This window comes from Nonomuraea salmonea, from assembly GCF_042428605.1.
Classification (GTDB): Bacteria; Actinomycetota; Actinomycetes; order Streptosporangiales; family Streptosporangiaceae; genus Nonomuraea; species Nonomuraea salmonea.
Genome location: NZ_JBHMCF010000038.1, coordinates 193,244 through 215,044 on the forward strand (window position 1 = coordinate 193,244; position 21,801 = coordinate 215,044).

General features: G+C 70.9%; 15 protein-coding genes. 8 read left to right on the plus strand and 7 right to left on the minus strand.

Annotated elements, in window-relative coordinates; genetic code table 11:
- Positions 1–26: 26 nt before the first annotated feature.
- Positions 27–1,544, minus strand: coding sequence for an IucA/IucC family C-terminal-domain containing protein (locus tag ACFFR3_RS33250; RefSeq protein WP_345392160.1), 1,518 nt, complete (start codon positions 1,542–1,544; stop codon positions 27–29).
- A gap of 81 nt (positions 1,545–1,625) precedes the next feature.
- Here ACFFR3_RS33250 and ACFFR3_RS33255 point away from each other — a divergent pair, with 81 nt between their 5' ends.
- From ACFFR3_RS33255 to ACFFR3_RS33265, 3 genes are all read left to right on the plus strand, one after another.
- On the plus strand, positions 1,626–3,125 hold the full coding sequence (locus ACFFR3_RS33255) for an IucA/IucC family protein (RefSeq protein ID WP_379484431.1): 1,500 nt from the start codon (positions 1,626–1,628) through the stop codon (positions 3,123–3,125).
- Between the two features lie 82 nt (positions 3,126–3,207).
- Positions 3,208–3,639 carry an STAS domain-containing protein gene (locus ACFFR3_RS33260; RefSeq protein WP_345392166.1) on the plus strand — a complete coding sequence of 144 codons (432 nt, stop codon included), beginning with the start codon at positions 3,208–3,210 and terminating at the stop codon, positions 3,637–3,639.
- Between the two features lie 57 nt (positions 3,640–3,696).
- On the plus strand, positions 3,697–5,103 hold the full coding sequence (locus ACFFR3_RS33265) for a dihydrolipoyl dehydrogenase family protein (RefSeq protein WP_379484432.1): 1,407 nt from the start codon (positions 3,697–3,699) through the stop codon (positions 5,101–5,103).
- Positions 5,104–5,108: 5 nt separating this feature from the next.
- Here ACFFR3_RS33265 and ACFFR3_RS33270 read toward each other — a convergent pair whose 3' ends face one another.
- From ACFFR3_RS33270 to ACFFR3_RS33280, 3 genes are all read right to left on the minus strand, one after another.
- Positions 5,109–5,525: an STAS domain-containing protein gene (locus tag ACFFR3_RS33270; protein WP_379484433.1), complete on the minus strand. Its 417-nt coding sequence runs from the start codon at positions 5,523–5,525 to the stop codon at positions 5,109–5,111.
- A gap of 92 nt (positions 5,526–5,617) precedes the next feature.
- Positions 5,618–6,619 (minus strand): hypothetical protein, encoded by a 1,002-nt coding sequence (locus ACFFR3_RS33275; RefSeq protein WP_345392175.1) that lies wholly within the window; start codon positions 6,617–6,619, stop codon positions 5,618–5,620.
- Complete coding sequence (locus tag ACFFR3_RS33280; protein ID WP_364367476.1) at positions 6,616–7,809, minus strand: hypothetical protein; 1,194 nt, start codon at positions 7,807–7,809, stop codon at positions 6,616–6,618. Before ACFFR3_RS33280 ends, ACFFR3_RS33275 begins: the two co-directional genes overlap by 4 nt.
- Before the next feature lie 318 nt (positions 7,810–8,127).
- Between ACFFR3_RS33280 and ACFFR3_RS33285 the strand changes: the two genes are divergently transcribed.
- The 3 genes from ACFFR3_RS33285 to ACFFR3_RS33295 all read left to right on the plus strand — a co-directional run bounded on the left by ACFFR3_RS33285 (position 8,128) and on the right by ACFFR3_RS33295 (position 12,758).
- The gene (locus tag ACFFR3_RS33285; RefSeq protein WP_345392181.1) at positions 8,128–10,269 is read left to right on the plus strand and encodes a transglycosylase domain-containing protein; all 2,142 of its coding nucleotides are present in this window, start codon (positions 8,128–8,130) and stop codon (positions 10,267–10,269) included.
- Positions 10,270–10,495: 226 nt separating this feature from the next.
- Entirely contained in the window at positions 10,496–11,467 is a 972-nt protein-coding gene (locus tag ACFFR3_RS33290) for a LacI family DNA-binding transcriptional regulator (protein ID WP_364367479.1), read from the plus strand.
- A complete protein-coding gene (locus ACFFR3_RS33295) occupies positions 11,454–12,758 on the plus strand; it encodes a serine/threonine-protein kinase (protein ID WP_345392184.1) in 1,305 nt (434 codons plus the stop codon). The genes ACFFR3_RS33290 and ACFFR3_RS33295 overlap by 14 nt, the downstream gene beginning before the upstream one ends.
- A 136-nt stretch (positions 12,759–12,894) precedes the next feature.
- On the opposite strand, the gene ACFFR3_RS33300 is transcribed toward ACFFR3_RS33295, so the two are convergent.
- Positions 12,895–13,989 carry a glycoside hydrolase family 12 protein gene (locus ACFFR3_RS33300; RefSeq protein WP_345392187.1) on the minus strand — a complete coding sequence of 365 codons (1,095 nt, stop codon included), beginning with the start codon at positions 13,987–13,989 and terminating at the stop codon, positions 12,895–12,897.
- 262 nt (positions 13,990–14,251) lie between these two features.
- Here ACFFR3_RS33300 and ACFFR3_RS33305 point away from each other — a divergent pair, with 262 nt between their 5' ends.
- Positions 14,252–15,313: a lytic polysaccharide monooxygenase auxiliary activity family 9 protein gene (locus ACFFR3_RS33305; protein ID WP_345392190.1), complete on the plus strand. Its 1,062-nt coding sequence runs from the start codon at positions 14,252–14,254 to the stop codon at positions 15,311–15,313.
- Positions 15,310–15,840 carry a hypothetical protein gene (locus ACFFR3_RS33310; protein ID WP_345392193.1) on the plus strand — a complete coding sequence of 177 codons (531 nt, stop codon included), beginning with the start codon at positions 15,310–15,312 and terminating at the stop codon, positions 15,838–15,840. Before ACFFR3_RS33305 ends, ACFFR3_RS33310 begins: the two co-directional genes overlap by 4 nt.
- A 271-nt stretch (positions 15,841–16,111) precedes the next feature.
- On the opposite strand, the gene ACFFR3_RS33315 is transcribed toward ACFFR3_RS33310, so the two are convergent.
- Together ACFFR3_RS33315 and ACFFR3_RS33320 are read right to left on the minus strand one after the other, a co-directional pair.
- Positions 16,112–18,952 carry a glycoside hydrolase family 9 protein gene (locus ACFFR3_RS33315; protein ID WP_379484494.1) on the minus strand — a complete coding sequence of 947 codons (2,841 nt, stop codon included), beginning with the start codon at positions 18,950–18,952 and terminating at the stop codon, positions 16,112–16,114.
- A complete protein-coding gene (locus ACFFR3_RS33320) occupies positions 18,895–21,786 on the minus strand; it encodes a glycoside hydrolase family 48 protein (RefSeq protein WP_379484434.1) in 2,892 nt (963 codons plus the stop codon). Before ACFFR3_RS33320 ends, ACFFR3_RS33315 begins: the two co-directional genes overlap by 58 nt.
- Between the last annotated feature and the right edge of the window lie 15 nt (positions 21,787–21,801).

Sequence of the window (21,801 nt, forward strand, 5' to 3'; positions counted from 1 at the left end):
AAAGAGTTGATGGGGCCGACAATAGCTTATGCCGTAAAGAGTCTCAACGGATTGGGGACGGGCACCCAGCGCATGGCCGCGCCGTCGGCGTCCAGCCAGCGCAGCAGCAGGTTGGCCTTGGCCGGCACGGACGCGGCGGCCAGCAGCTCCCGCAGCTCACGCGGATCGCCGTACTCCTTGCCCGCCGCCGCGAAGACCGCCCTGGCCCGCGCCCACAGCTCCGCCCGCAGCCCCGGATGCCGCTCGGTCAGCGCGCCCGCGATCTCGCACAGGTTGTTGGTGACCAGGCAGTAGACCAGCCGCTCCCACGCCCGTACGGCGCCCAGCAGCGGCCCCGCCGCGTGCCGCTCGGCGACCAGCTTGACGCCCTCGTAGTCGCGGAACAGCGCCTGCGCGGGCAGCCCGGCCGCGTCCACCGCGACCAGCACGTTCTGCAGGTGGCATTCGAGCACCACCCCATGCCGCAGGTACGCGTGCAGCACCGGCGGCACCACGTGCTCCAGGTAGCGCTGCCACCACACCAGGGCCGCGTCCTCGTCCAGGGCGTCCAGGGGGTTGCCGGGGAAGCCCTCCGCGATCCCGGCCGCCAGCAGCGGCGTCAGCCCCGGGCGTACGTGCTCGCCCAGCCCGTCCCTGACGATCACCGCCAGCGCCTCGCCGCCGTCGCCGTCCAGCTCGGCACTGCGGTAACCCCGGTCCCGGAGCAGCGACGGGCCCGGCAGGTCGTCGAAGACCGTCTCCAGCAGGGCCGCCACCACGGGGAGGTGGCGCAGGTCGTGCAGCCACAGGCGGCGTACGTCGTTGGTGATCCGCACGTCCAGGCTGAACTTGAGGAACAGGTCCGCGTCCGGCAGGTAGACGGTACGGATGGAGGCCGTCGCCACCGCCCTGCCCTGCGTGTGTCCCAGCCTCCGCAGGTCCGGCAGCCCGCCGAGCAGCTCCACCTGCCAGGGGTGAGCGGGCAGCGGCCCGCCGAGCGCGCTCACGTCCCCGCTTTCGATCAGCTCACCGTCCGGCACGTCCAGCAAGGTCAGCGGAAAGCTGGCCCGCACCTCCGGTGAGTACGGCAGCCACGCCTCCGGCCCCATCCCGCCCCTGGCCTTCGGGGCGGGATGGTAGGGGTGCCCCGCCATCAGCGCCTGCTCGGAGCGCAGGTAGAGGTCGGCGGGCAATGGCGCGTCCCGCCTGGCGGCGAGCAGGGCGGCGGCGACGTCGCGGCTGTGCAGGATCTCGGCCGGCACCACGTCGTTGCCCACCCCGGTGCCCGCCCGCAGCTCGGCGGCGGTCAGCTCGACCAGCTCGTCCAGGGTCAGGGGCCGCCACCCGCCGGCGACGCGCAACAGCGGCGTACCCGGCCGCCGACCACCCGCCACGCGCAACAGCCGCCCGGTGGCGGGCAACCGATGGACCCGCGCGGGCCGTGCGGGCTGGGCCACCTCTCTGATCAGGCAGTTGAGCAGGGCCGTCGTTGCGAGTGCGGCGGCTTCGTCGGCCGGGTCCGGTGGAGGGCCGGTGGGCGGGAGTACGTCGTCGGTGGCTGCCATGGCGACCGTACTCCTACCCTTTTGTCCCCATTGGTGCCCACAGGGTAGCCAGCGGGAATGAGGACGCGGAAGGTGGAGATCATGAGGGCGGTGGAGGCCGCGTTCGCCGGGGAGCTGGCCCGCGTACAGCCCGGGCTGTCCGGCCGCTACGCCGCCGAGCTGCCGGGCGCGCGGGCCGCCGTCATGGGGCGGCTGTGGCGGGGGCTGCTGTACGAGCCGCTGCCCGGCCTGAGAGCGGCCGGACCCGGGTGCGTGGTGCTCGCCGACGGACGCCGGCTCATAGGGCCGGAGCGGCGGCCGTACGACGTCCGGGACGAGCCCGAGCTGCTGCTGGACGGAAGGCCCCGCACCCACCCGGCCGCGCTGCTCGAAGCGCTCGCCCTGCCGGGCACCGCCGCCCTGGTCGAGGACCTGGACAACAGCGTCGCCTCCCTCGCGCTCTCCCGCGCCGGCGCGTCGAAGGAGGCCCCGAAGACGGCCGAGGAGCACGAGCAGAGCGTGATCGACGGGCATCCCTACCATCCGGGGTGCCGCAACAGGCCGGGGGTGTCGGTGGCCGAGCAGCTGGCGTACATGCCGGAGCACCGCCCCACCGTCCACCTCGACCTGCTGGCCCTGCCCGCCCGCTACTGCCTCGTCACCGGGCCATGGCCCTTCGTGGACGGCGACCGGCTGCTGCTGCCCGTGCATCCGTGGCAGAGCCGCCATGTCCTCGCCGGGCTGGGGTTCCGTCCCCAGGCGACGGGAGCGCTGCCCGCGCGGCCTCTCATGTCCGTAAGGACGCTGGCCCCGCTCGACGGCGGCCCCCATCTCAAGACGGCCTTCACCACCCGCATGACCTCGGGGGTCAGGGACATCTCCCCCGGCTCCGTACGCGACTGCGTCCCCCTGTCCGACCTGCTCACCACGGTGGCCGAGCAGTGCGGCGGGCCGCGCATCGCCCGCTACCTGGCCGGAGCCGCCGGATCGGTGGACGGGCGGCCCAGCGCGGACGTGTCGGTCATGCTCCGCGACCCCACCCCGGAACCGGGCCCTGTCCTGCCCCTCGCCGCCCTCCCCACCCGGGCGACGGCCACCTGGCTGGGGGCGCTGGCGCGGCTGCTCTGGGAGGGCGCGCTGGGGATGCTGGCCCACGGGATCGCGCTGGAGGCGCACGGCCAGAACCTGCTGGTGGTCCTGGACGGGGACGGGCGGCCGTACCGGTTGGTCTACCGCGACCTGGCCGACGTGCGGATCAGCCCGGAAAGGCTCGCCCGCCACGGCATCGAGATCCCGCCGGTCAGCGCACGGCTGCTCACCGACGACCCGGCCGTCCTGCACGCCAAGCTGCTCGGCTCGCTGGCCGCGACCACGTTCGGCAGCCTGATCTCCGCCGTCGGCCGGGGCGACAGGGCCGTGGAGGGCGAGCTGTGGCACGTCGTGGCCACCGCCGCCCGCGACGCCGCCGGCGTGCTGCCGGCCGCCGACCGGGCCGCCCTGTTCGCCGAACGGCTCCCGGCCAAAGCTCACCTGCTCACGCGGGTGAGAGGCACCGGCGATCACTGGACGAGCCTGCCGAACCCCCTTCTGGACGTGCCTTGAGTCCGTAGGACCTATCCGATCGCGCGCGGCAGGAGGAGGATGGGGAGCGCTGACGCGCCCCGGACCTGAGAGAGGGCTCGCGATGACGCAGCTTTCCGTCCGGCTCGTCCCCGTGGACGGCCTTACTTTGGTGGTCGCCCTGACCGGCGAGCTCGACCACACGACCAGGCCCGTGCTGTCCTCGATCCTCGACCCCATCCCCCGATCACCGCTCATGCACGTCCTGGTCGCGGCGGCCGACCTGTGGTTCTGCGACCCCAACGGCCTCGAACGGCTCACGCTCACCCACCGCGCGCTGCGGGCCAAGGGCGGGCACCTGGCCGTCGCCGAGGCTCGCCCGCCGCTGCGCCGCCTCATCGCGCTGATGGGCGAGCAGGCCGCCGTCCCGGTGCACGCCACGATGGCAGAGGCGCTGGCCGCCGCCCACGTGGACGCCTACCGCCTCCCCACGCCCGCCCGCCGCCACCTTCCCAGCCTCCGCGGCATCCAGCCCACCCCCCGCCACGCCCGCTGACGGCCGCGACATGAAAACATCTCCTCAAAGGCCGAGCGAGTGCTTGGGGAGGCAGCGGTGGCTGACGAGTTCGATGTGATCGTGATCGGCGCTGGACCCGCCGGCGAGAACGCGGCGGACCGCGCGGTGCGCGGCGGGCTGACCGCCGCGATCGTCGAGGAACGGCTGGCCGGCGGCGAATGCTCCTATTGGGCGTGCGTCCCCAGCAAGGCCCTGCTCCGGCCGGTCGACCTGGCCGCCGAGGTCGCCAGGGTGCCGGGGCTCACGCTGGGCGAGATCGACGTCGCCAGGGTGCTGGCCAGGCGCGACGAGGCGGTCTCCGCCTACGACGACGGCGGGCAGGTGCGCTGGATCGAGAGCGTGCCGATCGAGTTCTTCCGCGGGCGCGGCCGGCTCGACGGCCCCAAGCGGGTGCGGGTCACCACCGAGGACGGCGACGAGCGCGTGCTGACCGCCCGCCAGGCCGTCGTGCTCGCCACCGGCAGCACCGCCGCCGTGCCGCCCGTGCCCGGCCTCGCCGAGGCGAACCCGTGGACGAGTCACGAGGTGACGGCGGCGTCCTCGGTCCCCGAGCGGCTGGTCGTGCTGGGCGGCGGCGTGGTCGCCTGCGAGATGGCGCAGGCCATGCACGGGCTGGGCGCCCGTCAGACGACCGTCGTGGTACGCGGGGGCCGCCTGCTCGGCCGCATGGAGCCGTTCGCCGGCGAGCTGGTCGCGGAGTCGTTCGCCGAGGCCGGCATCGACGTGCGCTTCCACACGCAGATGGAGCGGGTCGAGCGGCCCGAGCCGGGCGGCAAGGTCACCGTGCACCTCGGCGACGGCCCGCCGCTGGAGGCCGACGAGGTGCTGGTGGCCACCGGCCGCGACGTCGCCACCCGGGGGCTCGGGCTCGACACGATCGGCCTGCCCGACGACGCCCCCGTCGAGGTCGACGACAGCATGCGGGCCACCGGCGTGGCCGGCGGCTGGCTCTACGCCGTGGGCGACGTCAACGGGCGGGCGCTGCTCACGCACATGGGCAAGTACCAGGCGCGGATCTGCGGTGACGTGATCGCCGCCAGGGCGCGCGGCGACGAGCTGCCCGCCATGCGCGACCTGGCCGACTCCTACGGCTCGCCCCAGGTCGTCTTCACCGACCCGCAGGTCTGCGCGGTCGGCCGCACGGAGGAGGAGGCCCGCAACGAGGGCTTCCGGGTGCGGGCGGTCGAGTACGACATGGGCGCCGTCACGGGGGCCTACCTGCTGGGCGACGGCTACCGCGGCAAGGCCAAGGCCGTCGTGGACGAGGACAGGAAGGTCCTGCTGGGCGTCACCTTCGCCGGGCCGGGCGCGGCGGAGCTGCTCCACGCGGCCACGATCGCGGTGACGGCCGAGGTGCCGCTCGACCGCCTCTGGCACGCGGTCCCGTCCTTCCCGACGGTGAGCGAGATCTGGCTGCGGCTGCTGGAGACGTACGGGCTCTGAGGCGGTCAGCCCGTGGCGCGGCGGGCGGCGCCGGGGTGTTGTTGCTCGGGCTCCGAGGGGTGCAGGGTCAGCTCGGTGACCGTCTCGGCGACGCTGTCGCGCAGCTCCACGTGTGACAGCAGGTCGGTCTGCCGCAGCACGGTCAGCAGGTGCGCCGACGGCCGGACGAGGATGATCCGGCCGCTGCCGCCCTCCTCCTCCATCCGCTGCAGCGCCATGCCGAGCACCCCGATGATCGAGGCGTCGTAGAAGTCCAGGTCGGCCAGGTCGAACACGAGGACAGGGCCGACCGACCAGTTCCAGACGAGGTCGATGCAGGAGCTGAAGCGCACGCGGCCGGCGTGGTCGAGCACTCCGTCGGCACGGACCACCGTGCAGTGCAGGTGTCGGGTCGTCTCGATCCGCAATCCGCTCGTTCCCACAGAGGAACACTGCCCGCTGAGCGGCATTTTCACAGGTGATCGCGATATAAGCCGCTAAAACTGGGCGGATCCGGCATGCGACCTGGGGCGGGTCAGACCGACTGCGTACCGGACTCCAGTGTCGGCACGCAGTCGGGGCACGGCCCCAGCATGACGAGCAGCGGCGCGGTGGACGGGCTCGGCACCACCAGCTCGGTCACGTTCCCCTGCACGCTCTGCGCGGGCTCGCCCAGGGAGCCGTCCCTGACGCTGAGCACCCGCTCGACCGGCGGCGCGGCCGACTGCAGCAGCTTCCTGGTGGCGTGGCGCAGCCAGCGCAGCTCGCTGTTGACCCGCTTCCACGTCGCGGGGATCATGCTCACGGCCTCGGCCCGCGTACCGAGCCGCAGCGTGATGTCCCCGCTGGAGCCGAACCGATCCTTGAGCACGGGATTGACCACGAACATGCCCGAGCGCAGCACCCGCGCGCCCTGCCGGTTGACGTTCGCCAGCCCGCCCGCGCTGATCAGCGAGTAGAGCTCGCAGCGCGACCCGTCGAGCGTGTCGGGGTCGAAGTCCACGGGCGGCGGCTCCTCGAAGACGACCTTGTCCAGCCGCACCCCGGCCACCCCGTCGGACGCGATCCGCCCGGAGACGGCCTCGCGGACCTCCTCGCTGATGCCGTCGCCCTCGGTGATGTCGAGGACCTCGACGCAGATGAGCCCGTCGTCGGGGATCTCCTCCGGCGTCAGGTCGAAGGCCACCCTGGCGTGCGCCCTGCGGCCGCGCAGCAGCACGCACTGCCGCAGCCGGCCCTGGGACCTGACCTGGAGGAAGCGCGGCACGGGGCCCAGCGGCTCGACCCGCCCCTCGTGCCAGCCGCTCACCGACCGCTCGTCGGCCGACAGCGACACCTGCACCCGCAGCGACCGCCCCTGCGCCGAGACCTTGAACCCGGCCAGCCCCGACGTCTCGAACCTGCCCACGATCTGGCTGCCCCTGCGCAGCCGGTCGGTGACCTGCAGCGGGGCCACCTTGCCGCTGCTCAGATGCACGGGCGGGATGGCGGGAAGGATCACCGGGTCCACGTCGGTGACTGATCCTGAGCTGCTCATCGGGTGTTCCTCCAGGGGGTGCACGTGATGTCCTGATCGTGGAAGTCGAAGCGGGTGAGCACGGGGTCGCGCCGCTCCCACAGCCGGGCGACGGCGCTGAACAGCGGGTCGCCGTCCGGCTCGACGTGCCGCAGGTTGACGGCGAGCACCCGCGCGTAGTCGTCGCCCTGCTCCCAGTGGGGCAGGAGCTGGCTCGGCACGTCGGCGCCGCAGCGGCGCAGCCACAGCCAGAGGCGGGCGCGCTCGCGCTGCTCCGGCCCGAGGATGCTCTCGCCCTTGGCGTGCCTGGCGATGGCCTCGCCCAGCAGCGCGCGCAGCTCCGACGGCGTGGCCGGAGCGTGCACGGCGCCGCACGCGCGGCCCGCCGACCAGCCGGCCTGGACGACGGGGATGCCGAACGCGGGCAGGTCGCTGTCGCCGAACGTGACGGCGGCGTCGGTCATGCTCCACAGCAGGTTCGCCGAGAGCTTGCCGTCCACCCGCCGGGTGCGGGCGTGCCAGGTGACGGGGTCGTGGAAGAGCCAGTTCGCGGACTCGTCGGAGGCGGCGTACTGGGTGATCGCGGCGAACATGCGGTCGTCGCGGCCGGGCGCGTGGGCGTGCACGGCGATCGTGGGGCGGTCGGGGTCGAGGCCGAGCCTGGCGCAGCCGTAGTGGCGGAGCTGGCGGCGCTCGGTCTCCGTACGGACCTGGTAGCCGCGCCGCGCCCGCCTGGTCACCCGCTCGGCGCCCGGCCTGATCGCCTCGCGGCGGGGCCAGACGTGCCGCTCGAAGAACGCGCCTACCCTGGCGGGCAGCTCCTCGTCGATCGAGCATGACCCCTGGTCGGGGAAGAGCGCGTACGCCTGGAGCGAGCCCGTGCCGTGCACGTGCAGGACGGGGATCTCCCTCGGCACCGACCGGTCGGCCACCGTGGTGACCACGGCCGCGGGCGGCTGGTCGGGCGGCGTGTCGGCGGCGCCGAAGGCCACCGCGAGCCGGGCCCACGACGGCCGGGTGCGCGCGACGAGCCGCGTCCCCAGCAGGCCGCAGAGCGCCCGTCCCACCAGCAGTGTCCTGGCCACGGCCCGCAGGTCCTCGTCGTACGCCTCCACGGCGACGTACCCGTCTCCGCCGGGGCGCTCCCCCCAGCAGGTCCTGGCGGCGGCGAGCAGCCGATCGACGTGCTCGCCTTCCCCGACGTGACGCATGAAGCCCCTCCACCAAAGGCGCGGGAAGAAATGGCCTGGTAGACGTTGCCAGATCGGCGTACGGGGACACGGCGGCCGACACGCTTCTTTGCCCGGGGCTGGACGGAATCACAGCCGCCACAGAAGATCACTGGAACCGCAGCGGCCTCAAGCTGGGCAAACGTCGGTTATACCCAGGATCCCGGCAAAAAACGCCGATGTGGATCAACTTTTCGGGGTCAAGGAACGTCCAAGGTTTTACGCGGAGCATGTCATGCCCGGGTTTAGGATGCACCCTATTGCCACGAGGGGGAGGGGATTACCACCATGGGTTCCCGTTTGTCGAGTGTCGCGCGCCTGACGGCGGCCGCTGCCGCGGCCGGCGTGCTGGCCGCCGCGGTCGCGTTGCCCGCGGTCGGCGGCACCGGAGCGATATTCGTCTCGGCATCGGAGGACCTCGGGATCAAACCCGAAGAGCTCAAAGAGCCCCCGCTCGCGGAGAAGACCACCGTCGTCGACGCCAAGGGCAACCCGATCGCGCAGTTCTACGAGCAGTACCGGGAGTCGGTCACGCTCGACCAGGTCGCGCCGATCATGAAGACGGCCATCATCTCCATCGAGGACTTCCGCTTCTACGAGCACGGCGCCATCGACATCGAGGGCACCATGCGCGCCCTGGCCAAGAACTTCGCCTCGGGCGGCATCGCGCAGGGCGGCTCCTCCATCACCCAGCAGTACGTCAAGCAGGTGCTGCTCAACTCGGCCACCACCGACAAGGAGCGCAACGCCGCCCTGGAGGCCAGCTACGCGCGCAAGCTCAAGGAGCTGCGCTACGCGATGGCGGTGGAGGAGAAGTACACCAAGGACGAGATCCTGGAGAAGTACCTCAACATCGCCTACTTCGGCGCCCACGCCAACGGCGTCGAGGCCGCCGCCAAGCGCTTCTTCGGCGTCAAGGCGTCCCAGCTCAACCTCGTGCAGGCGGCGACCCTGGCGGGCGCCGTGCAGGACCCCAACGCGACCGACCCCAACCTCGGCAAGGCCCAGCGCAAGCGGCTGCTCAACCGGCGCAACGTGGTGCTCGACCGGATGGCCGAGCTGAAGAAGATCACGCCCGAGGAGGCCGAGGAGGCCAAGTCCAAGCCGCTCGGCTACAAGGGCACCTCGCTGCCCGGCGGCTGCAGCGCGAGCCAGTACCCGTACTTCTGCATGTACGTGCGCAACGAGGTGCTGAGCAACAAGGCGTTCGGCAAGACGGCCAAGGCGCGCTCGCAGTTCCTCAACCGGGGCGGCCTGACCATCCAGACCACGCTCGACCCGAAGATGCAGCGGGCCGCCGAGCAGGCGATCAAGAAGTACGTCTACGCCAAGGACAACCCGGTCGCCGCCGAGGCCCTGGTGCAGCCGGGCACCGGCGAGATCAAGGCGATGGCTGCCAGCCGCAAGTACGGCAACAACAAGCGCAAGAAGGAGATGTCGTACAACGTCGTGGCCGACGCGAAGCACGGCGGCGGCACCGGCTTCCAGGCGGGCTCCACGTTCAAGACGTTCACGCTGGTCACGGCCCTGAAGAAGGGCTGGAAGATCAACGACGGGTTCACCGTGGGCAGCGGCTACACCGCGCCGTACTACTCCTCGTTCAAGAACTGCAAGGGCGAGAGCATCGGCGACCCCAGCCACACCGTCACCAACGACGAGGGCGGCGGCGGCTTCAAGACGCTGGCCACCGGCACGTGGCAGTCGGTCAACACCTTCTTCGTGATGCTGGAGCAGAAGGTCGGCCTGTGTGAGACGGTCCAGACCGCCAAGTCGCTCGGCATCCACCGCTCCGACGGGCTGGACCTGCTCGAGTTCGAGACGTTCACGCTGGGCACCAACGAGATGGACCCGGTGACGGTGGCCAACGCGTACGCCACGCTGGGCGCGCGCGGCAAGTTCTGCGAGCCGATGGCGATCACCAAGATCACCGACCGCAACGGCAAGGTCACCACCTACAAGCCGGACTGCAAGAAGGCGCTCGACCCCGAGGTCGCCGACGCGGCGGCGAACATCCTGTCGGGCGTCTTCACCAAGGGCACCATGCGCGGCGTGGGCGGCATCGGGCGGCCCGCCGCCGGCAAGACGGGCACCACGGACAACCAGGCCACCGCCTGGTTCGCCGGGTTCACCCCCGACCTCGCCGGCGCGGTCAGCATCGGCGACCCGCGCGGCGCGCAGGACCACAAGCTGAACGGCGTCACCATCGGCGGCAGGTACTACGGCAACGTCTTCGGCGCCACGATCCCCGGGCCGATCTGGAAGGACACCATGCTGGGCGCGCTCAAGGGCGTGCCGGCCACCGAGTTCCACCCGGTCAACACGGCCCGCTTCGGCGGCTGCGGCTCGGGCTGCGCACCGGTGCGTCAGACGCAGCCGGACGACGCGACGAACGACGTCGGCGACGGCCCCCTGGACGAGGCGGACATCGCGGACTTCGGGTGATCACAATGGCAGGGTTTCCTGATTGTCGGATACGACAAATCGGGCACGGAAATATCTCCGTGATCTCGTTCCTGCACAGAAACCTCTGACGGTTACCACCGCATCTAGCTGAGCAAATTCGGAGTGCGTCCGCACAGGCGGACGCACTCTCAGCAAAGGCCCTATTAACAGCGGCGAAACATTGGTAACGTGGGAGCGCTCCCAGGATCTTTCCGCGAGGTGCTCCATGACCGAGCAGCCCACACTGGCACAGGTGGCGGCCGCTGCAGGGGTTTCCCCCGCGACCGCATCAAGAGTCCTCACGGGCTCGGTGCGGGTCAGTACCTCGACCCGCCGCCAAGTCTACGACGCCGTGTCCCGAATGGGATACGTCCGACAACGCGCACCCCGGGGAACGGCCGCCAAGACCATGGCCGACGGAGTCACGGCGGTGATCTGTGACCACCTGCCCCGGCTATTCTCCGAACCCTACTACGCCCGGCTCCTGTCCGCCGCAGGCGCGGTGATCAACGAGCACGGCACCCACCTCATGGTGACCACCGTCACCCCGACCTCGTCCACGCTGCCCGCGTTATCCGGCGCGGTGCTGATCATCGGCGCCAGAGAACGCCATCCCCTGGCGATCAAGTTATCCACCTCGGGCGTCCCGGTCCGCAACATCGGCCGCCCGCCCCACGACCTCAAACTCCCGTTCGCCGACGTCGACAACCTCGACGGAGGCCGCCAGGCGGCCGAGCACTTCCTCCTCTCCGGCCGCCGCAACGTCGCCGCCATCGGCGGCCCGCCCTCCTTACCCGGCGCCCGCGACCGGCTGGAAGGTCTCGTCAGGACCCTCCAGGCGGCCGGGGCTCCCGACGTCCCCGTCGCGTACGGGGACTTCACCGCCGCCTCCGGCACCCACGCCATGCAATGGTTGTTACGCCACGCGCCCGGTCTCGACGCCGTGTTCGTGGCCAGCGACTTAATGGCGGCGGGCGCCATCCAGGCCCTGCGCAGAGCAGGGCGCAAGGTGCCCGCCGACGTCGCGGTGATCGGGTTCGACGACGCGCCGGTCGCCCGGCACACCGTCCCCGCCCTGACCACCATCCGCCAGCCCGTCGAGGAGCTCGCCACGGTCGCCACCCGGCTGCTCCTGACAGGGGCCTCGGGCGTCGACCCCGTACTCCCCACGGAACTGGTCGTCCGTGAGTCGGCTTAATCCAGGGGACGTCCTGGCCCGGCGGTACCTGTTGCTGGACCCGCTGGCCCGCGGGGGCATGTCGGTCATCTGGCGTGCCTTCGACCAGTCCCTGCACCGGATGATCGCGGTCAAGGTGCTCACGGCCTCGCTGCACACCGACCCGGGAGAGCGGGTCAGCGTACGCAGCGAGGCCAGGGCCGCCGCCCGCTTCATCCATCCCGACTCGATCGAGATCTACGACTACGGCGAGACCGTCACCACCAGCGGCGGCGTCGCCGCGTACGTGGTGATGCCGCTGCTCGACGGCACGCCGCTGGCCGAACGCATCGAGCAGGGCCCCCTGCCCTGGCAGGAGGCCGCCTCCATCGCGCTGCGACTGGCGAGGGTGCTGATGGCCGGGCACGCCCGCGGCCTGGTGCACCGGGACGTCACCGCCGAGAACGTGCTGCTCACCACGAGCGGCCCCAAGCTGCTCGACTTCGGCATCGCGGCCTGGGCCGGCGATCCGGAGGACGACCGCGGCACCCCGCCCTACGTCGCCCCTGAGCGGCTGCTGGGCGCCCCCACCCATCCGGCGGTGGACGTCTACGCCTTCGGCGTGCTGCTGCACCTCATGCTGACCGGGCGGACGCCGTACCCGGAGACGACGTGGGAGGAGATCGAGGCGGCGCGCAGGACCGAGCCGCCGCCCCGCGTGCCCGGCGTGCCGAACGCCGTCGCCACGCTCTGTCAGCGCTGTCTGGCGCACCGGCCGGAGGACCGGCCGGCGGCGGCGGAGATCGTCTCCGCGCTGACCTCCGCCCTCGGCACCGCGACGCTGGGCCGTCACGTGCGGCGCGGGCTCACGGTGGCCGGGTCCGCGGTGCTCGCGCTGTCGGCGCTGCTGTGGTTCCAGCAGTCGGGGACGCCGCAGGAGACGATGCGCGACCCTGGGGTGGCGCCGGTGGCGCCGGTGGCGCCGGTGGTGCCGCCGTCGCCGCCGTCGCCGACCGCCCGGCTGGTCGAGCGCTCTCCGGCCTCCGCGCGCACAGTCGAGCAAGCCGCCGCCGAGTTCACCACCACGCTGGAGGCCAGGACGCCGTGCGGCGCGACGGACGACGACGTGGTGCTCGACCTCAAGCAGGTGCTCGCCGGACTGGTGTCCACCGGCCAGGCGCAGGCGCACGGCCCGTCGGAGGAGGTCTCCAGGACGCGGGACCTGCGCCAGAAGCTCTCCGACCGGCTGCGCGAAGGCCGCCTGCGCCCGGCCTGCCTGAGCGAGCTGCAGGCCAGGCTGGACGACATCGAAGCCGCGATGCGGCGCGACTGACCGAGAGATCAGACAGAGATCAGACAGAGATCAGACAGAGATCAGACGCGGAAAGTTGATGAGGGGTACGGCAGCACCAGCCGTACCCCTCGTTCGCGCGGACTGGGCCCCTCGCAAAGCGTGCCCGCGCGAGCCTCTATGCGCAGGTGTATCCGCTGGGCACCTGCGTGTTCCCGTCGGGCCGCGACGCCTGGAAGCCGAAGGAGGTCGCGGCGCCCGGCGCGAGCCCGCCGTTGTGCGACAGGCTCCTGACGGTGACGGTGCCGCCGCTGACCGAGTAGTCGGCGTTCCACATGCCGGTGATCGTGTGGCCGGACGGCAGCGGGAAGGTGACCGTCCAGCCGTTCAGCGCCGAGGTGCCGCGGTTGGTCACGGTCACGGGCTGGACGACGTAGCCGTTGTTCCATGAGCCCTGGGTGGTGGCGGCGGCCGTGCAGCTGCCGTTGCCGCCCCCACCGCCGCCCCCTCCACCGCCGCCGCCGGTGTTGGTGAAGGAGAAGGAGTTGACGCTCAGCCCGGCGCCGCCGATCCAGGGCTCGAAGCCGGCCTGGACGCTGGTCAGGTACCACGACCGCTGGCCGTAGCCGCGGTTGACCACGTCGGAGAAGAAGGTGTCGATGGTGAAGTCGAGCGAGGTGGCGGGTGAGGTGCGCACGTACGAGATGACGTTCCAGCCGGTGTTGCCGAACCAGACCTCCCAGGTGGAGCCGGCCAGGTTGACGGTGCCGACCCGCGAGCCGATGGGCTGGATCGAGCCCTGCCGGTTGAGCCAGATCATCAGCTCGGCGCCGGTGTTCTGGCCGTCGGTACGCGGCGTGGGGTCGAACCACAGGTCGTAGGAGGCGTTGTAGGTGCCCGAGCCCGGGTACGACATGCTGACGCTGCTGCGCAGCGCGGCGAAGCCGGAGGAGTTCGCCCGCATGGGCAGGTTGCTGCCCGAGGTGCAGTTGCCGTAGTGGCAGCCGGCGTAGATGGCGGGGTAGCCGGCCGGTGCGCCGCTGGTGGAGTTGTTGTGCGCGGACTGGGTGACGGTGAAGCCGCCGTTCTGGTTGACGTCGATGCACTGGGCCGTGCTCGCGCCCCAGACGTTGTTCATGACGACGTAGCGGCCGTTCTGGATGCTCGTGGAGCCGTACTTCTCGCAGATCACCGGCGCGGCCTTCGCCGGTGAGGCGAACAGGCCGAGGCTGAGTAACGCCCCGATGATCAGGTAGATGTGCGCGTGCCTCATGGCGTGTAGCTCCCGCCTCTCTGACAGGGGAGTGTAGTGGGAGCGCTCCCACTACGTCAGCCTCCAGCCGCCACGAAACTCCGGCAAGCATTTCGTACGTGCTTCATGGCCCCCACGTACGACCACCAGCACAAACCATGACCAAGATCGGTTGAAAGTTTCACGGAAGATTGTCGAATCCCGAAAAAGCATGATTCAATGCGCAGGCCGGGCGGGCAGGTCGTGGGCAGGTTTCCTCTGTCGTCAGCGCAAGGGAATCTCCATGAAGTTGTTCAAGTCGGCGGCACTCACCGCCGTCCTCGTCCTCATCACCTCAGCGTTAATGGTGCCCACACAGGCACAGGCGCACGGCGTGTCGATGTTCCCCGGCAGCCGTACGTTCCTGTGCTGGCAGGACGCCCTGCGGGAGAACGGGCAGATCCAGCCTTACAACCCCGCGTGCGCCTCCGCCGTCAACCAGAGCGGCGCCACCCCCCTCTACAACTGGTTCGCGGTCCTGCGCTCCGACGGCGCCGGCCGGACCACCGGCTTCATCCCCGACGGCCAGATCTGCAGCGGCGGCACCGGCGGCCCCTACGACTTCTCGGCCTACAACGCGGCCCGCACCGACTGGCCCACCACCCACCTCACGTCGGGCGCCAACATCCAGATGCGGCACAGCAACTGGGCCGAGCACCCCGGCAAGTTCGACTACTACATCACCAGGGACGGCTGGAACCCCAGCTCGCCGCTGAAGTGGTCGGACCTGGAGCGCTTCGGCAGCGTCAGCAACCCGCCCAAGTCCGGCGGAGCGGGCGGCCTCAACTACTACTACTGGAACGCCCAGCTCCCGTCCGGTAAGAGCGGCCGGCACATCATCTTCACCCACTGGATCCGTTCCGACAGCAACGAGAACTTCTACAGCTGCTCCGACGTCGTCTTCGACGGCGGCAACGGCGAAGTGACCGGCGTCGGCCCCGGCGGCAGCTCGCCCGGCCCCGACCCCGACCCCGACCCGACGGACCCGCCGCCCACCGGCGACTGCACCGCCACGTGGAAGGCCACCGACACCGGCTGGGCCGGCCACTTCCAGGGTGAGGTGACGGTCAAGAACAACGGCACCAGCGCCATCAACGGCTGGACCGTCAAGTGGACCTACACCGGCGGGCAGAACTTCGACGGCTCACCGTGGAACGGCGTGCTGTCCGGGCAAGCGCCCAACGTGGCGGTCAAGAACGCCACGTACAACGGGCAGCTCGCGCCCGGCGCGTCCGCCACGTTCGGGTTCAACGCCACCGGCTCGGTCCCGAACCCCGCACCGAGCCTGACCTGCACCAGCCCGTGATCAAAACGCGTCGCGGGCTCATCGCGGCGACCATCACCCTGGCCGGGGTCACCCTGGCCGGGGTGATGTTCTTCGCGGCCAGACAGCCGTCCTCCACGCTGAACGACGAGCTCGCCGCGCAGGTGACCCTGATACTCGAGCAGGCCTCACCCGGCGAGCACCACGCCCACGGGCACAGCTTCGACTCCGGCGTCGTGTGCGCCGTGGAGCCCTTCGGCACCGAACCTCCGAACGCCACCTCCCTGGTCGAGGTGCGCTGGGTCTACGCCCGCCACATGTGCGCCATCACCGGGGAGAGCCCCGAGTGGGCGTCGTCCGTCCGGGCCTCGGGGCCGATCGCCGTGAAGATCAGCATCCCGCCGCAGGTGCGGGTGCCCGAGCCGGGCGCCGGCTACCCCGACAGGGTCAAGCGGCTCATCCCCGAGCGCTACCACCAGGAGGCGTTCGAGGACTTCTCCGACGACGCCGCCATCGAGGCGGCCCGCGAACGCTTCACCCTGGCCACTTCGGCGGCCGGGAAACCCTAGAGACCGAACGGCCGGGGCGGAAGCCCCGGCCGCGCCCTTCAACAAGGCCGTCCGGACGAAGGCCGTCCACGTGGACAAGGGCCGGGTGAGGGTCCGGACGCGAAAAAAAACGGACGCGGCCGAGTGGAGGTTCGGCCGCGTCCGTCCCATCCGGGCGGGGATGGTCTTCGGGCAGGGACTGAAGGGTTCGCCTCACCTCCTCATACGCACGTGCGGGCCGACGGGTTCAGTGGAACCGCCCCCGCCGCTCCTGCGGCGGGGGCGGGGTCTTTCATGCGGGCGTGCAGGTGAGCTCCGGCGTCGTGGACGTCCCGTTGGCGATGAAGCCGAACGTCGCCGACGCGCCGGGCGCGAGCGAGCCGTTCCACGACTCGTTCCGCACCGTCACCGTGCCGCCTGACACGGTGTGCCGGCCACCCCAGAGCTGCGTGATCGTGTTCTGTGAGCTCCAGGTGACCGTCCAGCCGCTGATGGCGGACGTGCCGGCGTTGGTGACCGTCACCTCCGCCTGGAAGGCGCCGCCCCACGAGCCGATCACCTTGTACGCCGCCGCGCACCCGCCCGACGACCCGCCGGACGTGGTGAACGAGGTGGCCTCGGAGGCCGTCGAGCTGTTGCCCGCCGCGTCCCGCGCCACCACGGTCACCGTGTACGCGGTGCTCGCGGTCAGCCCGGTGAGGTCGAACGACGTGGACGTGGCCGTGCCTGCCTTGGTGGACCCCAGGTAGACGTCATATCCGGCCACGCCCACGTCGTCCGTGGACGCCGTCCAGCTCACCCGGGCGCCGGTCGCGGTGATCCCGGACACCGCCGGCTTCCCCGGCCTGCTGGGCGGCGTCCCGTCGGTGGACTCCGTGGTGGTGAAGGCGGTCGCGTCGGACTCCGCCGAGGTGTTGCCCGCCGCGTCCCTGGCCACCACGTGGGCGGTGTAGTCCGTGGCGGGGGTGAGCCCGGTCAGGTCGAAGGACGTGGTGGTGGCCGTGCCTGCCTTGGTGGACCCCAGGTAGACGTCGTACCCGGCCACGCCCACGTCGTCGGTCGAGGCCGTCCAGGTCAGCCGGGCCGACGAGCCCGTGATCGCGGAGACCGCGGGCTTGCCCGGCTTGCTGGGCGGTGTCGTGTCCTCTTCCTCCTGACCCGGGGGCTCACCCCAGATCTTGGTGGCGCCGCTGTAGAGGGTGATGCGGTCCGTCCGCACCGGCGTGGTGCCCGGCGTGGTCGGGATGCTCTGGTACGACCAGTCGTTGGCCGGGTCCCACGTCCCCGAGCTGGCGATCCTGAACTGCACCTCCCTGCGGTGCTGCGACTGCCCGGCGGGCGCGATGGCCTGCCCGGAGCAGTCGATCTCCGCGTAGTACGTACGGCCGCTCGCCTGCCGCAGCACCGGAGCCGCGCACTGCGTGTAGGCGGACGAGACGGTGATCTGCGAGGCCGTCGTGTCGCCGTCGAGCGTGAAGTAGTAGCGGAACTTCCCGTCCGACAGCACCCGCGCCGGCCACGCCGACTGGTTGCGCACGATGGCCTTGATCTCGGTGAACGTCGAGCCGGAGGCGTTCACGCCGGCCTCGACGAAGATCTCGGGGCCGTCGGGGGTCTCCTCGGCGGGGAAGTTCGCCGCGGGCTCGCCGCCGTACTCCTTGTAGAGCCGGGCCACCGCGCTGGTGAAGCCGGCGTTGTAGTCGGTGGCGACCTCGTTCATCACGTAGTCGTCGCGCTTGTCGGTGTAGGCGTCGTTCGGGTCGGGCGGGCCGCCGACGAGGGCGCCGTACAGCGTGTGGCGGGTCTGCTCGGGATTGGTGAGCTGGTCGGTCCACGAGCCGTGCGCCGTACGGTGGTGCGGGTTCTTCGGCGGGTTGGCGCCGAAGCCGATCACGTACGAGGAGTTGCGCGGGTTGTCGCCGAGCGCGTAGTCGATCTGCCCCACCGCGAAGTCGTGGTAGCGGGCCTTGCGCGTGGCGTCGGTGATCGTGTCGCTGTGCACCAGCGCCGCGAACGCGGTGTTGGCCGCGTAGCGCAGCGAGCCCCACCGGTCGAGCACGGCCTGGCCACCCGGCGAGTAGGGCACCTTCTGCCCGTTCACCCCGACCGTCCAGTAGTCAAGCCACCGGTTGGCGTCGTCCAGGTATTGCTGCTTGCCGGTCAGCTTGTGCAGCAGCACGTACGCCCCGTACGACTTGTCGTCCCAGGCGATCGTCCACTTGTACGACTTGGTGCTGGTCTGCGGCTCAGTGCCGAGGTTCGCGTAGCCGGCCTCGGCCTTGGCCAGGTAGGAGGCGTCGTTCGTGGCCCGGTAGAGCCAGATCGCGCCCCACACCAGCTCGTCGTTGTAGCCGCTCCACGAGTTGTAGAAGCTGGAGGCGTCGGTGATGCACTCGGTGTACTTCTTCCTGACCGTGTCGGCGAAGGAGTACAGCTGCTTGGCGTGCGTCACCAGCGTGTCGGCGTAGGAGGGGTTCGTCGGGCGGAAGACGATCGAGGAGGCCGCCATCGCCGCCGCCGTCTCCCCCGCGAGGTCCGACCCGCCGCACGACGCGTCGATCTTGTACGCCGGCCGGTTCATCGCCATCGCCTCGGCCGGCCCCCACCAGGCGTGGTCGGTGCCGCCGTTGCCGACCTGCCCGTAGAGCACGTTCGCCGACGGGTGGGCCTTGATGAAGTAGTCGTTGACGAACTTGAGGTTGTTGAGCAGGTGGGTGAGCTGGCCGGAGGAGGCGTAGGCGTCGCGGTACTCGACCGCGCCCCAGGCCAGCATGGTGGCGGAGAAGGCCATCGGGAAGCCGAACTTGACGTGGTCGCCCGCGTCGTACCAGCCGCCCGTCAGGTCCACCCCGACGTCGTCGCCGTCGTCCAGGCCCGAGTCGCCGCGCCAGGAGACGCGGTTCCAGTCGGGCAGCGCGCCCGACTGCTGGGCCTCGTAGAACCACAGCGACTTCTGCAGCGCCTCACCGTAGGCGAAGGCGGGCGCCGCCTGCGCGGTCTCAGCGGCGTGGGCCGCCGGCCCCGCCCCCAGAAGGGGCAGGACCAGCGACGCCGCAGCGATCAGTGCTGCTTTTCTCACGGGAAGAGCCGCCCGTACTCGGCGAGGGCGACGGCGACGTCCACCTGCGCCCAGAACCGGTGGTAGTTGAAGACGGGGGCGGGGCCGGTGCCGTCGAGGTACGCCTCGACCTTCGGCCAGTCCTGGTCGTCCTCGTAGAACGACCTGATCGACAGGAACGTGGAGTTCGAGTTGATCGGGTCGCCGTTCGGCATGGTGCCGCTCCAGCCCGGCGGGACGTAGACGGGGTCGTTCAGGCGCCGGTAGTCGGCCTTGGTCTCCGGCACCGAGACGCCCTTGTCGTCACGGTTCTCCCAGACGCCGTCGAGCAGCGCCTTGGCCGTGTCGCGCGCCTCGGCGTGGTTGGCCTTGGCCGCGTAGTACATGAGCACCTTGGCGTACGCGCCGACCACGCCGACGTCCTGCGTGTAGTCCTTGACGGTCACGTGCAGGCCGGGGTTGGCCGGCGGCATGCCGGTCGTGGCGTTGAAGTTGCCGGCCGGCTGGCCGGACCACTCCAGTGTGGAGGGCACCTCGTAGGTGCCGTCGGCGTTGACGGTGGTGTGGTCGAGCGCCCACGCCACCCACTTGTCGAGCAGCGCCTTGGCATCGGTGTTGCCGGTGGCGTAGTAGAGCTGCGCCACGCGGTCCATCGTCCACGCCTGGAAGCCGAACCACTGGTTCGACGGCGGGTCGTGGTAGACGGGCTGCCAGTCGTAGGCCATGCCGTGGAACTTCGGCAGGTTCGACGGCGGCGTGCCGTAGCCGCCCTCCCAGCTGTTGGTCGCGCCACCCGCGATCGCGCCCTCATCCGACTGCAGCCAGGTGTAGAACTGCAGCTGCCGGGTGAGGCTGGTGCTCCAGTCGGTGGCGCCGGTGGCGCTCTTCGGCTTGAGCTCGTTGACGTTCGACAGCGCCCAGGCCGCGAACGGGTTCTGGTAGCCCGCGTGGTTGTGGCTGGAGCCGATGCGCCAGGCCCAACCGGCGTTGGCGTCGGTCGCGCCGCCCCACGCGTAGTACCAGCTCAGCAGGTAGTTGGAGGCGTTCTTGCCGGTGCCGGCCGGGCACGAGGGGCTCGTGCAGCCGGGCTGCTTGAAGTACTTGTCGTACATCGCGTAGCGCAGGTAGTCGCCCATCTTGGCGGCCTTCGCCACGGTGGCGGAGATGTCGCCGGCCTTGTTCTGCTCCTTGGCCCAGGTCAGCGCCCAGTAGGCGGCCTGCACGGCGCGGGCGTCCGCGTCGGGGGCGTTGGTGTACTTCCACTGCTTGGCGTACGAGGCGTCCTTGGTGAACAGGTCCAGGAAGCCGTTCGGGCCGCCGTGCTCGAAGGTGTCGCAGGACGGCTGCGGGATCGTCTCGAAGACCGACTCCTCGGCGCCGCGCTGGTAGGTGTTGATGTAGGCGGGCTTGGTGGTGCCGTCGCCGCAGCGGCCGAAGCCGTAGGTGTTGTCGACGTCCAGCAGCCAGTGCATGCCGTAGACGTCGCGGGTGCCGTACGCACTCTGCAGCTCGTTCGCGATCGGGTCGGTGCCGACGCTGACGCCGGTCTCCAGTTCCGTCGGGTACTGGGTGATGTCGTTGTGCTCCGACGCGTACGTGGCCGGCTTCGACGGGTCGTAGAAGGAGTTCGTCGGCTGGTCGGCCGTGGACGGGATGATGTACTTCTCCATCGACGCCCACGCGGTGTTGAACTTCGACCAGTCGCCGGTCACCCGCCCGTAGGCCGCCTCCAGCCACAGGTAGTAGCTGTAGGCCTCGGACGTGGTCTCGTGCCCGTGGTCGGGCGCCTCGACCATGAACGTCTCGATCGAGTGGTACGGCACGCCCTCGGGCGAGAAGTAGCCGTTGGCCGGGTCGTGGATCTCGTTGTAGAGCTCCACGAAGCGCTGCACGTACTCGTTGTCGCCGCCGACGTCGTCGTCCGCCTCGTTGGCGGTCACGTCGACGGCGGTGTAGCCGGTGGCGCTGACCCGGAAGACGGCCGAGCCGGCGGTCGTGTCGTCGTCGTCGGCCGCGCTGATCGTGAAGTTCTGCGCGGTGTTCCAGTTCGACGTGGTGAACGTCCTGGACGACGGCGAGACCGTGAGGTCGGCGTCACCGCTGGCGCGGGCGACGGAGACGGTCACGCTCGACGAGGGCGCCTGCGACAGCCGCACGCCGAAGGTCGCCTCGCCCGTCTCGGGCACGGACACCGTCGTCGGGCTGACGACCAGCGCGGGGCCGCTGTTGGGCGAGACCGTGATGCCGACCGGCGACGAGGTGGTCACCTGGCCGGAGTTGTCGGTGGCACGGGCGGTGATGGAGTAGCTGCCGGCCGCCACGTTCGCCCAGCTGTAGCTGTAGGGCGAGGAGGTGTCGGTGCCGAGCAGGGTGGAGCCCTGGTAGAAGTCGACCTTGGTGACCGTGCCGTCGGAGTCGGAGGCGGTCGCCGCGATCGGCACGGTGGCCGGGGCGGTGAACGTCTGGCCCGCGGTCGGCGAGGTCAGCGCGACGCTGGGCGCACTGCCCGTGCCGCCACAGGTCACGCCGTTCACGCTGAACGTCTCCGGGCTCGGGTTGCTGCCCGTCCAGGTGCCGTTGAAGCCGATGCTGGTGCTGGCGCCGGTGGCCAGGTTGCCGTTCCACGGCATGTTGGTGGCCGTGACGCGGGTGCCCGACTGGCTCCAGTTCGCGCCCCAGCCGCTCGGCGTGTAGCGCTGGCCGGTGGTCGGGAAGTCGAAGGCCAGCGTCCACGACGTGATGGGGTCGCCGGTGTTCTTCAACGTGATGTTCGCGGTGAAACCGCCCTGGCCCTGGCCGCTGGTCCACTGGTTGGCGGCGTACGTCACGTCGCACGCCACGGCCGCCTGGGCGGGGGCCGCCGTGATGGCCGAGGTCAGCCCGGCCGCGAGGACCAGGGAGGTGGCCACGGCGAGCCGCCTCGA